The sequence below is a fragment of the Streptomyces coeruleofuscus genome, assembly GCF_039532725.1.
Taxonomy (GTDB): domain Bacteria; phylum Actinomycetota; class Actinomycetes; order Streptomycetales; family Streptomycetaceae; genus Streptomyces; species Streptomyces coeruleofuscus.
Window position 1 is genome coordinate 14,442 of record NZ_BAAASE010000018.1, and the last position, 13,001, is coordinate 27,442.

Below are 13,001 nucleotides of genomic sequence, written 5' to 3' on the forward strand. Positions count from 1 at the left end.
TACGGGCCCCGGTTCGGTGGACTGCGGTGGACGCCTGCGACCGGTGGGGGCAGCGGGGCGTCTCGGACGAGCGACCACACTATCGGCTGCGCAACAAGGGGGCCCGCCGCCTGTGGATAACCCACCTGCGACGGGCCGTTCGAACCGTGCGTGCGTGCGTGTGTGCGCTGTCTGCCGGATGCGCGTTGCCCGTCGGGCGCGCGCTGTCGGTGTATCGCGCCGTCCGGGGTCAGACCGCCGCCTTCTTCAGCCGGCGGCGCTCCCGCTCGGACAGGCCGCCCCAGATACCGAATCGCTCGTCGTTGGCGAGGGCGTACTCGAGGCACTCGGAGCGGACCTCACAGGCGAGGCAGACCTTCTTGGCCTCCCTGGTCGAGCCGCCCTTCTCGGGGAAGAAAGACTCGGGGTCGGTCTGGGCGCACAGTGCGCGCTCCTGCCAGCCGAGTTCCTCGTCCGCGTCGTCGACCAGCAGTTGCTGCACCGTCTCGGTCATGTGCGCCCCTCGTCTGTCTTTCGCGTCCCCGTGATCTAGCCGTTACCGATTCCGGCTGAACGACACGAGTGAAATTACAAGTGTGCTGCTCCGGGCGAGTCAAGCCGAGATCTGCTATTGAGCCCCTTATTCACTCTGCGGAACCAAGCCCAAGCGGAAAGTGTTCAAATCACCATAAAACCTGACACACCGACGGAGCCGCAGGGGCTCACGCCGTCCGCCGGACCCCTTGCAGACCTGTACGGAGAAGGACGCTCAGAGGTTCGATCTCGTTCCGACACGCACCTCGAAGCGAAACGGATCACAGTCGGATCACGACTACGCAACGGGGTTTGCGCGCCCGGTTGGACGCCATGTGTCCCGGACGGGCCGTGAACAAACCTTTCATCTGAGTGAACGACCGGATGAGGTGAACCACATCCCACAGAGCGGGTGCCGAGTTGACAGTGAGGGTGTGAACCGGTGTCCTAGTGGGCATGCTCGCGAACTTGGCACTCACCTCGACCCGCACCGCCGGGTCCCTCGGTGCTGCCCACGCTCGCTGTAGCTGTTGCTGTTCCAGCTGTTGAGCTCCACCTGCTCCAGTTGAAGGCCGAGCCACCCCTCTCTCGGCTTCTGTTCCCTCTGACCTTCTTTCACTGAGGAACCACCACCACCCATGAACAGCGACAGCGACCTCCAGATCGCCGGCGACATCCTCGAAGTCCCGCATCTGCTCCAGACCCCGCGCGAGCACCCGGCCACCGTCGCCGAGTTCGTCGGACTCGCCCGTTCCATCGCCGCCGACCGCTCCCAGTGGGAGCACCTCGTCCGGTACGACGCGACCAGCCGCTGGTACCACCGGCTGCGCACGGGCCCGGGCTACGAGGTGTGGCTGCTGTCCTGGGTGCCCGGGCAGGGCAGCGGGCCGCACGACCACGGCCGCTCCTCCGGTGTGCTGACCGTGCTGGACGGCACGCTGACCGAGCGCACGGAGCGGGGCACACGCGCCGTGCGGGCAGGCGCGCAGCGCGTTTTCGCGCCGGGGTACGTGCACGAAGTCGTCAACGACGCCCTGGAGCCGGCGGTCAGCCTGCACGTCTACTACCCGGGCCTGACGGAGATGCCGATGCACACGGCCCAGCACTGCGAGGCCCGGAGCGTACCGGGGGCCGTGACCGCGCGACCGATGGCGTGACGTGCCGGATCGGTCGGCGTGCCCGATCGGTCGGCGTGCCCGATCGGTTGGCGTGACTGCCTGACCGGTTGCCGTGGCCGCTGACCGGTTGCGGTAGTCGCTGACCGGTTGTCGTAGGCGCCTGCAAGACTGGCTTCCATGCGCATTGTGGTTCTGGCAGGCGGCATCGGTGGTGCCCGGTTCCTGCGTGGTCTGAAGCGGGCCGTGCCGGACGCGGACATCACGGTCATCGGCAACACCGGGGACGACATCCACCTCTTCGGGCTGAAGGTCTGCCCGGACCTCGACACGGTGATGTACACGCTCGGCGGCGGCATCAACGAGGAGCAGGGCTGGGGGCGCGCCGACGAGACCTTCCACCTCAAGGAGGAGCTCGCGGCGTACGGCGTCGGGCCCGAGTGGTTCGGCCTCGGCGACCGGGACTTCGCCACGCACATCGTGCGGACGCAGATGATCGGCGCCGGATACCCGCTGAGCGCGGTGACCCAGGCGCTGTGCGACCGCTGGGAGCCGGGCGTGCGGCTGATCCCGATGTCCGACGACCGCGTCGAGACGCACGTCGCCGTCGAGATCGACGGTGAGCGCAAGGCGATCCACTTCCAGGAGTACTGGGTGCGGCTGCGCGCCTCGGTGCCCGCGGAGGCGATCGTGCCGGTGGGCGCCGACCAGGCGAAGCCCGCGCCGGGGGTGCTGGAGGCGATCGCCGAGGCGGACGTGATCCTCTTCCCGCCGTCCAACCCGGTCGTGTCGATCGGCACGATCCTCGCCGTGCCCGGCATCCGGGAGGCCATCGCCGACGCCGGAGTGCCGGTGGTCGGCCTGTCCCCCATCGTCGGTGACGCGCCCGTGCGGGGCATGGCCGACAAGGTGCTCGCCGCCGTGGGCGTCGAGTCGACCGCGCCGGCGGTGGCCGAGCACTACGGCTCGGGCCTGCTGGACGGCTGGCTCGTCGACACGGTGGACGCCGGCGCGGTGGAGCGGGTCGAGGCGGCCGGGATCCGCTGCCGGGCGGTGCCGCTGATGATGACCGACGCCGACGCGACCGCGCAGATGGCGCGGGAGGCCCTGGCGCTGGCGGAGGAGGTGCGGGGAGCTTGAGCGGCGAGGTCCCGGAGAACCGGCAGGGCGCCGACGGGTACCGGGTCTGGGCCCTGGGCGGGATGCCCGAGGTCGCGGCCGGGGACGACCTGGCCAAGCTGATCGCGGCCGCCGAGCCCGGTCTGGCCGACGGGGACGTAGTGCTGGTCACGTCGAAGATCGTGTCCAAGGCGGAGGGCCGGGCCGTCCGGGCGGCCGACCGCGAAGCGGCCATCGACGCCGAGACGGTGCGGGTGGTCGCCCGGCGCGGCAGCCTCCGGATCGTCGAGAACCGGCAGGGCCTCGTCATGGCCGCGGCCGGGGTCGACGCGTCCAACACCCCGTCCGGGACGGTGCTGTTGCTGCCCGAGGACCCGGACGCCTCCGCCCGCGCGATCCGCGACGGACTGCGGGACGTCCTCGGCGTCGACGTCGGTGTCGTCGTCACCGACACGTTCGGGCGGCCCTGGCGCGCGGGGCTCACGGACGTCGCGATCGGCGCCGCCGGAGTGCGCGTACTGGACGACCTGCGCGGCGGCACGGACGCGCACGGCAACCCGCTCAGCGCCACCGTCGTCGCCACGGCCGACGAACTCGCCGCGGCCGGCGACCTCGTCAAGGGCAAGGCGGCCGGGCTTCCCGTCGCCGTGGTGCGCGGCCTGCCGCACCTGCTGGCGCAGGACGACGGCGAGGGAGCGCGGGCCATGGTGCGCGGCGCGCGCGACGACATGTTCCGGCTCGGTACGTCGGAGGCGGTACGGCTGGCGGTGACCCAGCGGCGCACGGTCCGGGCCTTCACGGACGAGCCCGTCGACCCCGGAGCGGTACGGCGGGCGGTGGCCGCGGCGGTGACGGCGCCGGCGCCGCACCACACCACCCCGTGGCGATTCGTGCTGCTGGAGTCGGAGGAGTCGCGGACGCGGCTGCTCGACGCCATGCGCGACGCCTGGATCGCCGATCTGCGGCGGGACGGCAAGACGGAGGAGTCCATCGCCAAGCGGGTGCGGCGGGGGGACGTGCTGCGGAACGCGCCGTACCTCGTCGTCCCCTGTCTGGTCATGGACGGCTCGCACACCTACGGCGACGCGCGGCGCGACGGGGCCGAGCGGGAGATGTTCGTGGTCGCCACCGGCGCCGGTGTGCAGAACTTCCTGGTCGCGCTGGCCGGGGAGCGGCTGGGGTCGGCGTGGGTGTCCTCGACGATGTTCTGCCGGGATGTGGTGCGCGAGGTGCTGGGGCTGCCGGCCGACTGGGATCCGATGGGCGCGGTGGCGGTCGGGCATCCGGCGGAGGAACCGCGGGCGCGGCCGGAGCGGGACGCGGGGGCCTTCATCGAGGTGCGGTGACCGGTGGTGCGGTGGCCGGTGGCGGTCGGCGCTTACGCTCTTAGCGCTGCTCCTCTTCTCTCGCCTCTCGTGTCTCCCCCCTCGTGTCTCCCCCCTCGTGTCTCCTCCCCCTCGTATATCGGCCTCTCCTATCCCAGGGACTTCGCTCATGGCAGGACGGTTCGCTCCGCGGCCCACGCGCACGACCGTGCGCGGCGGGCAGGTCGGCGTCGCCGGGGGCGTGCCGCGGCAGGCCGCTGGGCCGGGGCGGGTGCGCGACTGGGTGCCGGACGGGCCGCTGGATCTCGGTCTGGTGCTCGGGCCGCTGCGGCGCGGGCCGGGTGATCCGACGTTCCGGGCGATGCCGGACGGGTCGGTGTGGCGGGCCTGTCGTACGCCCGCCGGGCCCGGGACGCTACGGGTCTGCGCGTACGGCGATGGGGTGCGCGGCCAGGCCTGGGGGCCCGGGGCGGAGTGGCTGCTGGACCGGCTGCCGGAGCTGCTCGGGGCCGCCGATGATCCGTCCGCGTTCGTGCCCCGGCACCGGCTGGTGGCGCTGGCCCGGCACCGGCGGCCGGGGTTGCGGCTGACACGGAGCGGGCTGGTGCTGGAGTCGCTGATTCCGTCGATTCTGGAGCAGAAGGTCACGACCGATGAGGCGTATCGGGCGTGGCGGTTGCTGGTGCGGAAGTTCGGGGAGCCGGCGCCGGGGCCCGCGCCCGGGCGGATGTATGTGATGCCGGAGCCTCGGACGTGGGCGCTGATTCCGTCGTGGGAGTGGCATCGTGCCGGGGTCGACAACAAGCGGGCGTCGACGATTCTGCGTGCGGTGCGGGTGGCCGGGCGGTTGGAGGAGGCTGCCGGGATGGAGCCGGGGGTGGCTCGGGCGCGGCTTGAGGTGGTGCCCGGTGTGGGGCCGTGGACCTCGGCGGAGACGGTGCAGCGGAGTCACGGGGCGCCGGATGAGGTGACCGTGGGGGATCTGCATCTGCCCGGGATCGTGGGGTGGGCGTTGGCCGGGGACCGGGATGCGGATGACTCGGTGATGCTGGAGTTGCTGGAGCCGTATGCGGGGCAGCGGCATCGGGCGGCTCGGTTGATCCTGCTGAGTGGGAGGGTGCCGGGGCGTCGGGCGCCGAAGATGCCTCGGTGGGATATCGGGGGGTTGTGAGCTGACCCGGGTTTCCGGTGCTGCGGTGTTGGCGCTGAGGCCGGGTGGGTTGGCGGCCCGGCGTAGCGGGGTGCCGCTGCGCCCACCCGTGCCGCCCCAAGCGGCACGACTGCCCGCAGCGGAAGCCCGCGGCAGCCAAGCCGAAGGAGTCGCGCAACCCGGCGCCACCAAATACCGCCGCCCACCCTCCTCCAACGCCAGCGGCACCACTGCCCGCAGCGGCAGCCCGCGGCAGCCAAGCCGAAGGAGTCGCGCAACCCGGCGCCACCAAATACCGCCGCCCACCCCCCGCTCCAACACCCCAGCGGCACCACTGCCCGCGGCGGCAGCCAAACCGAAGGAGTTGCCCAACCCGGCGCCACCAAATACCGCCGCCCACCCCCCGCTCCAACACCCCAGCGGCACCACTGCCCGCGGCGGCAGCCAAACCGAAGGAGTTGCCCAACCCGGCGCCACCAAATACCGCCGCCCACCCCCCGCTCCAACGCCCCAGCGGCACCACTGCCCACAGCGGCAGCCCGCGGCAGCCAAGCCGAAGGAGTCGCGCAACCCGGCGCCACGAAATGCCGCCGCCCACCCCCCGCTCCAACGCCAGCGGCACGACTGCCCGCAGCGGAAGCCGTCGGCAGCCAAGCCGAGGGAGATGCCCAACCCGGCGCCACGATCACCCCGCGGCACCACTGCCCGCAGCGGCGGCCCGGGTGCTACTGGTCCGAAGAGAAGCGGACCGCTCCCGCTGGGATCTGGGCGTCGCACCAGATGCGGGCGCCGTCGCGGAGTTCGTTGTCGGGGCCGATGATCGCGCCGTCGCCTATGACCGTGCCGGTGAGGACGGAGCGTTGGCCGACGCGGGCCCGGGTGCCTATGAGGGAGTCGGTGATGACCGCGCCGGGTTCGATCACGGCGCCCGGGAGGATCGTGCTGCCGAAGACGCGCGCGCCCTCCGCCACGAAGGCGCCCTCGCCGACCACCGTGCCGCCGGACAGCTTCGCGTCGGCCGCGACCGTCGCCGTCGGCAGGACCAGGCGGTCACCGCAGCGGCCGGGGACCGCCGGGGACGGGGCCCGGCCCAGGACCAGGTCCGCCGAGCCCCGGACGAACGCCGCGGGTGTGCCCAGGTCCAGCCAGTACGTCGAGTCGACCATGCCCTGGAGATGCGCCCCGGCGGTCAGCAGTTCCGGAAACGTCTCGCGCTCCACCGACACCGGCCGGCCCGGCGGGATCGTGTCGATGACCGAGCGCCGGAACACGTACGCCCCCGCGTTGATCTGGTCGGTGACGATCTCCTCGGGCGTCTGCGGCTTCTCCAGGAACGCCAGGACCCTGCCCGTGTCGTCCGTGGGGACGAGGCCGTAGGCGCGCGGGTCCGTGACCTTGGTGAGGTGCAGGGAGACGTCCGCGCCCGTGGTCTCGTGAGTGTCGACCAGGGCCCGGATGTCGAGGCCCGTCAGGATGTCGCCGTTGAAGATGAGGACCGGGTCGTCGGGGCCCGAGTGCAGCCGGGAGGCGACGTTGCGGATGGCGCCGCCCGTGCCCAGGGGCTCCTCCTCCGTCACGTATTCGAGGTGCAGTCCCAGCGCGGAACCGTCACCGAAGTACGGCTCGAAGACCTCGGCCAGATAGGACGTGGCCAGGACGATGTGCTCGACACCCGCCGCTCTCGCTCTCGCCAGTTGGTGCGTGAGGAAGGGCACCCCGGCCGCCGGCACCATGGGCTTGGGCGTGTGCACCGTGAGCGGGCGCAACCGGGTGCCCTTGCCGCCGACCAGGAGGATCGCTTCTGTCACGTGTCGTCTCTGCTTCCTGCCGGGACCGGCCGAACTGTCTTTCGGCCGGTCAGTGTATGCAGACCGTTCCGTGGCGCCTTCGCTGGCCGTGCGGCATTCCGCCCGCTGCCCCCCGACGGCGGTGAACGTGTTTCTCAGCGGCCCTGGTACCGGGCCGCCGTGGAGCGGGCCGAGCCGAGCTTGCCGTAGAGCTTGCGTCCCGGGCAGGACGTCCTGAATCCGTCCCGGTGACCGGAGATCACGTTCAGTCGTACCTTCTTACCTTTTCCGTGGAGATTGCTACCAGCCGACTTCAGGTACGTCTTTCCCCGCGGGTTCATCCCGTACAGGCCCAGTTTCCACGCCGTGAGCCGGGCGATGGCCTTGACTGCGGCGGACGACGGCTTCTTGACGCCGTACGACCCGAGGACGGCGATCCCCATGCTGTTGCTGTTGAAACCAAGGGTGTGGGCACCGAGAACCGGCCTGGCCACGCCCCCGGCGCGGCCCTCGTAGATCTTTCCGCACTTGTCGATGACGAAGTTGTAGCCGATGTCCCGCCAGCCCATGCTCTTGACGTGGTAGCGGTAGATACTGCGGATGAGTGACGGGACCTGCGAGCAGCGGTACTTGTTGCCGGAAGCCGTGTGGTGCACGAAGGCCGTCTTGATCTTCTTGGTGTACCGGAAGCCCCGCTCCCGCAACCCCTCGTTCGCGCCCCAGCCGCGCCGCGTGACGATGCGCGGGCGCGGGCCGACGTACGGCCTCGCCTGCTGCTGCTCCGTCAGCTCTCCGGCCTTGAGGGCGAGGAACTCCTGCTCTGTCTGCGCGCCGTTCAGTGCCGGGATCTCGGTGGCGTCGAGCGGGGCCAGGTCGGCGTTGACGGCGGAGGCCTCGGCCGCGGCGGCGGCGGAGGCCTCGGCTGCTGCGGCGGCGGAGGCTGCTGCGGCGGCGGAGGTCTCGGCGAGGTCGGCGGTGCGGGGGCCGTCCGCGGAGGCGCCGGGCGGCGGGACGTCATCGCCCGGGTCGACGAGTTCAAGGCGGAGGCCGTAGGGGAGCGGGGGCGCGGCGGCCAGGTTGCGGGTGCCCGTGCCGTGGTGCGCGGAGGCGGCTTCCGCCTTCTCGGGTTGGGAGCGGACCCGGAGCTCCACGCCGTCGGAGTCCCCCACCCACAGCGGTGCGGTGGCGCCGCGGACGCGGCCCGACGTGCTCTCGGGGCTGCCCCGGTCGGCCGCGTGGTCGGCGTTGTGCGTCTCGACGTCCTGCCAGCCCGACCAGGTGCCGGTGCCGGCGGCTCGGGTGCGGACCTGGACGCGGCCGTGCAGTTCGGCTTCGGGGTCGTCCCAGACGATGCCGAGGAGGGAGAAGTGGCGTACGGGACGGCGGGTCACGCCCTGCTCGTGAGCATCTGGGGTGGTGGGGGTGGCGCGGTTGCGGGTGAGGGGTTCGAGGGGGAGGGACTGGGTGCTGCCGGGGGCGTACGGTTCGGCCGCGCGCCGGCCGGCCATGGTCGCGTCCGGTGTCCCCGCGTGGGGCGCGGGTCTCGCGGCCGTGGCCGCTTCCGTGGTCGGCACCGGTCTCGCCGTGGTCGCGACGGCGGGCGGAGTGAGGGGAAGGGCCAGAGCGGCCGCACAGGTGACACCGATCGAAGAAACGAGAAATCCACGCATGCCCCCGATCTTTGACATAGTCCTATAAGTCTGTCTATTTGGGATTTGACGGACCGTCGGCCGGGGTTCGGCCGAACCGGTGGCGGATTCACGGCGGGGCGGTGGCCCGGCCGTTGGGTGGAGGCTTGGGCGCCGCGTACGCTTGAGCGGGTGAACGCCACCGATCGCACCCCTGCCGACCTGCTGAATTCCGCGCTCGCCGCGGATCCGGGACGCCCCCTGGTGACCTTCTACGACGACGCCACGGGCGAACGTGTCGAACTGTCCGTGGCCACCTTCGCCAATTGGGTGGCCAAGACCGCCAACCTCCTCCAGGACGAGCTGTCCGTCGAGCCCGGGGACCGGGTGGCGCTGTTGCTGCCCGCGCACTGGCAGACGGCCGTGTGGCTGCTGGCGTGTTCGTCGGTGGGAGTCGTCGCGGACGTCGCCGGGGATGCGCGGGCGGCCGATGTCGTGGTGAGCGGCCCGGACGGGCTGGAGGCGGCGCGGGCGTGTTCCGGGGCGCGGGTCGCGATGGCGCTGCGGCCGCTCGGGGGGCGGTTTCCGCAGGTGCCCGAGGGTTTTGTGGACTACGCGGTGGAGGTGCCGGGGCAGGGGGACCGCTTCGTGCCGTACGCACCCGTGGATCCGGACGGGCCTGCGCTGATCGTGGCGGGGCGGGAGTTCAGCGGCGCGGAGGTGGTCGAGCGGGCCCGGGCGGAGGCGACGGGGCTGGGGTTGACCGGGCCGGGGTCGCGGATTCTGTCGGGATTGCCGTACGACACGTGGGAGGGGTTGAACGCGGGGTTGTACGGGCCGTTGGCCACGGGGGGTTCTGTGGTGTTGTGCCGGCACCTGGAGCAGGCGGGGGACGGAGTGCTGGACAAGCGGGTGGAGAGCGAGCGGGTTACGGTCATTGCCCGGTAGGGCGCTTTCGAGTGCGGCCGCAGCCGAGGCGGCCGCCTCTCCCCCGTTCAGCCCATCCCCACCCCACCCCCACCCCGCATCCACGCCAGAGTCGTAGGAGCAGTGCGCGCGCACGTTCGTACGTCGTGAGGGGTGGTCTCTGTCGTGGGCGACAGCGGGAGGCTTGGGCCGAGGCCGGGGGCGGGGGCGTCCGCCAGCGGGCCGGGGCTGGTGCGGCGGCGTCGGCGGCGGTGGGCGCGGATCGGGGCGTTCGGGGTCGCCGGTGTCGTCATCGCGGCCGGCGGGGCCGGATGGGCCGTGTACGCGAAGCTCAGCGGGAACATCACGCCCGACGAGGCCGCCGCCGCCGAGCTCGCGCGGTACGAGAAGGAGCGGCCGACCTCGCTGGTCAAGGACGCGCGGAACATCCTGCTGATCGGGTCGGACTCGCGCGAGGGCGACGACAACGCGCGCTACGGGCGTGACTCCGGGACCGAGCGGTCGGACACCACGATCCTGCTGCACCTGTCCGCGGGCCGGGACAGCGCCACCGCCGTCTCCCTGCCCCGGGACCTGATGGTGGAACTGCCGGGCTGCCGGCGCCCGGACGGCTCGCGCAGCGTGCCGCGGTTCACCATGTTCAACCAGGCCTTCCAGGTGGGCGGTTCCGCCTGCACCATCCGGACCGTCGAGAAGCTCACCGACATCCGCGTCGATCACCACGTCGTCGTCGACTTCCACGGCTTCAAGGAGATGGTCGACGCCGTGGACGGCGTGGAGGTGTGCCTGCGCGAGCCGATCGACGACCGGGCCGCCAAGCTGCGGCTCCCCGCCGGGCGGGTGACCCTCGACGGCGAGCAGGCGCTCGGCTACGTCCGCGCCCGCAAGACGCTCGGCGACGGCAGTGACACGGAGCGCATGGAGCGTCAGCAACGGTTTCTCGGGGCACTCGTCAACAAGGTGCGCAGCAATGACGTCCTGCTGAATCCGGCGAAGCTGTATCCCGTGCTGGACGCCGCCACGTCATCTCTCACAACCGACCCGGGTCTGGCCAGTCTTCGCGGTTTGTACGAACTCGTGCGCGGGCTGCGCGACATCCCCATGGAACGTGTGCAATTCCTGACCGTTCCACGGGAGTCGTACGCGTACGACGCCAATCGCGACCAACTCGTGGAACCCCAGGCGGAGAGGCTGTTCGAACGGCTGCGTACGGACGCACCCGTGGCGGTGGCCGGTGACGTTCCGCGCGGTTCCGCCCCGCCGAGGCCCACCGATTCGCGTGACGGGCCGTACGGGGATTCGTATCCGGGGCCGTTTGCGAAGCCCGTCGTCACCGTTTCTCCTCCACCGACGTTCCCGGGGAACACGGCAGCCGAGGACACCTGTGAGTAAAGCGGGCACCAACGTAACTCCAAGGTAATGAACTCTTCACCCGAGAAATGGGCGAATTGCCCAGGTGTAGGGACGTGGAATTTGTCACCGTCGTCGTTCGGCACTGAACTGGGCGGTTAGTGTGAGCGATCCGGTGCGCCCGGCTCTGAGGACGGTCCTGAGGTCGCGCACTGTGTGACCGAGACCCGGGCGCCTTGGAGGGGGAGGCGCCGCGTGCCCCGACGGAGGAAACAGACAACCGTGGACGCGCAAGGCCGTGGGCGGGCGGACGATATCGATCCCGCAGACCAGTGGGTGCTCAATCCGAACACCGGCGAATACGAACTGCGACTGCCTCCTTCCCCACCGCAGTCGGGGGTCCCCAGCCCCCGCAGGCCACCGGCCTCCGACGGGGTCCCGCCGGCACGCGGCCGTACGCAGGCGCCCGGCAGGCCGCGGCCCGAGACGCCGGGCCGTACGGTGCCGCCGTCGCGCAGGCGCCGCGGGGCGCCGGAGGAGCCGCTGCCGGGGCGGCGCGGGCGACGGCCGGCCAAGAAGGCCGCGAAGGGGAAGAAGGCCCTGCTGTGGACCGGCGGCGCGATGGCGTTCGTGCTGGTCGCCGGGGCGGGCGCCGCGTACTTCTACATCGAGCACCTGAACGACAACATCGCGTCCGTCTCCGACGACGGCGCGAGCACCGGTGGCTTCCAGAAGGACAAGGCCATCAACATCCTGCTGATCGGCACCGACAAGCGCACCGGCAAGGGCAACGAGAGCTACGGCGACTCGGGAAGCGTCGGGCACGCCGACACCACGATCCTGCTGCACGTCTCCAAGGACCGCTCGAACGCGACCGCGCTGAGCATCCCGCGTGACCTCATCGTCGACGTGCCGGACTGCCCGACCACGCAGGAGGACGGGTCGCAGAAGATCATCCCGGGCACGCCGCAGGCCCGCTTCAACACCAGCCTCGGCCAGGACGGCCGTACCCCCAGCTGCACCATGCGGACCGTGACCGAGCTCACCGGGGTCAAGCCGGACAACTTCATGGTCGCCGACTTCAACGCGGTCAAGACGCTGACCAGCGCGGTCGGCGGGGTCGAGGTCTGCCTGGGCAAGGACATCGACGACCCGGACTCGCACCTGAAGCTGTCGAAGGGCACGCACACGATCGAGGGCGAGCAGGCGCTGGCGTTCGTGCGCACCCGGCACGCCGTGGGCTTCGGCGGCGACCTGAGCCGGATCGGTCTCCAGCAGCAGTTCCTGAGCGCGCTGATGCGCAAGCTGAAGTCCAACGACACGCTCACCAGCCCCTCGAAGATGCTCGACCTGGCCGAGGCGGGCACCAAGGCGCTGACCGTCGACTCGCAGCTGGACACCATCGGCAAGCTCAAGGACCTCGGTCTGGAGCTGGGCAAGCTCGACACCAAGAACCTGACGTTCACCACGACGCCGGTGATCGACAACCCGACGGAGAAGGTCAAGAGCACGGTCGTCCTGAACGAGTCGACGGCCCCGCAGGTCTTCGACATGATCAAGAACGACGTCTCCTTCACCGCCGTCAAGCAGCAGAAGAAGAAGGAGGCGGCCGCGGTGGCCGCCCGGCTGAAGGGCACCAAGGCCCCGGCCTCCGAGGTCCGGGTGCGGATCCTCAACGGCGGTGCCGATCCCGGCAGCGCCCAGGAGACGCTCAGCTGGCTCCAGGTCGAGGAGGGCGTGACCAAGTCGGAGAACGCCGGCAACGCGCCCGCCGAGCTGGCGAAGACCACACTCGAGTACGCCCCCGACCAGGCCGACCAGGCCCGCCGCCTCGCCGACATCATGGGCCTGTCCGGGTCGGCGATGAAGCCGGGCGAGAGCGTCGAGAACGCCCAGGGGGTGCCCGCGATGACCCTGACGCTCGGCAAGGACTTCAAGGGTGCGGGCGCCTCCCTCACCGCTCCGTCGAAGGCGCCGGAGGGTGTGGACAAGTCCACGGCGGACAAGGTCGAGTGCGCCGAGTGACCTGACGGGCCCGCCGTACGTCTCACAGGGCGTACGACAGGCCTTGTCCGGTGACGCGGGGG

The 13,001-nt window shown here is 71.3% G+C and carries 10 protein-coding genes; 7 read left to right on the forward strand and 3 right to left on the reverse strand.

Translation table 11 applies throughout. From position 1 onward, the window contains the following. Window positions 1-229: 229 nt before the first annotated feature. Window positions 230-493: a WhiB family transcriptional regulator gene (locus tag ABFX81_RS40690; RefSeq protein ID WP_010034659.1), complete on the reverse strand. Its 264-nt coding sequence runs from the start codon at window positions 491-493 to the stop codon at window positions 230-232. 658 nt (window positions 494-1,151) lie between these two features. On the opposite strand from ABFX81_RS40690, the gene ABFX81_RS40695 reads away from it, so the two are divergent. The 4 genes from ABFX81_RS40695 (at window position 1,152) to ABFX81_RS40710 (ending at window position 5,243) form a co-directional block, all read left to right on the forward strand. Next, on the forward strand, window positions 1,152-1,670 hold the full coding sequence (locus ABFX81_RS40695) for a cupin domain-containing protein (protein WP_086840058.1): 519 nt from the start codon (window positions 1,152-1,154) through the stop codon (window positions 1,668-1,670). 138 nt (window positions 1,671-1,808) lie between these two features. Beyond that, window positions 1,809-2,768, forward strand: coding sequence for a 2-phospho-L-lactate transferase (gene cofD, locus ABFX81_RS40700; protein WP_086840060.1), 960 nt, complete (start codon window positions 1,809-1,811; stop codon window positions 2,766-2,768). Continuing rightward, window positions 2,765-4,093, forward strand: a complete 1,329-nt coding sequence (locus ABFX81_RS40705) for a coenzyme F420-0:L-glutamate ligase (protein ID WP_086840062.1) — start codon at window positions 2,765-2,767, stop codon at window positions 4,091-4,093. The genes cofD and ABFX81_RS40705 overlap by 4 nt, the downstream gene beginning before the upstream one ends. A gap of 148 nt (window positions 4,094-4,241) precedes the next feature. Then, on the forward strand, window positions 4,242-5,243 hold the full coding sequence (locus ABFX81_RS40710; protein ID WP_086840064.1) for a DNA glycosylase family protein: 1,002 nt from the start codon (window positions 4,242-4,244) through the stop codon (window positions 5,241-5,243). Between the two features lie 704 nt (window positions 5,244-5,947). On the opposite strand, the gene manB is transcribed toward ABFX81_RS40710, so the two are convergent. Both manB and ABFX81_RS40720 read right to left on the reverse strand, forming a co-directional pair. Beyond that, window positions 5,948-7,030, reverse strand: coding sequence for a mannose-1-phosphate guanylyltransferase (gene manB / locus ABFX81_RS40715; protein WP_086840066.1), 1,083 nt, complete (start codon window positions 7,028-7,030; stop codon window positions 5,948-5,950). A gap of 134 nt (window positions 7,031-7,164) precedes the next feature. Further along, window positions 7,165-8,679: a peptidoglycan recognition protein family protein gene (locus ABFX81_RS40720; RefSeq protein ID WP_346139563.1), complete on the reverse strand. Its 1,515-nt coding sequence runs from the start codon at window positions 8,677-8,679 to the stop codon at window positions 7,165-7,167. Between the two features lie 150 nt (window positions 8,680-8,829). Between ABFX81_RS40720 and ABFX81_RS40725 the strand changes: the two genes are divergently transcribed. The 3 genes from ABFX81_RS40725 (at window position 8,830) to ABFX81_RS40735 (ending at window position 12,939) form a co-directional block, all read left to right on the forward strand. Next, entirely contained in the window at window positions 8,830-9,585 is a 756-nt protein-coding gene (locus tag ABFX81_RS40725; protein WP_346139565.1) for a TIGR03089 family protein, read from the forward strand. A gap of 144 nt (window positions 9,586-9,729) precedes the next feature. After that, the gene (locus tag ABFX81_RS40730; protein WP_428837267.1) at window positions 9,730-10,956 is read left to right on the forward strand and encodes an LCP family protein; all 1,227 of its coding nucleotides are present in this window, start codon (window positions 9,730-9,732) and stop codon (window positions 10,954-10,956) included. A gap of 240 nt (window positions 10,957-11,196) precedes the next feature. After that, on the forward strand, window positions 11,197-12,939 hold the full coding sequence (locus ABFX81_RS40735) for an LCP family glycopolymer transferase (RefSeq protein WP_086854633.1): 1,743 nt from the start codon (window positions 11,197-11,199) through the stop codon (window positions 12,937-12,939). Window positions 12,940-13,001: the final 62 nt, after the last annotated feature.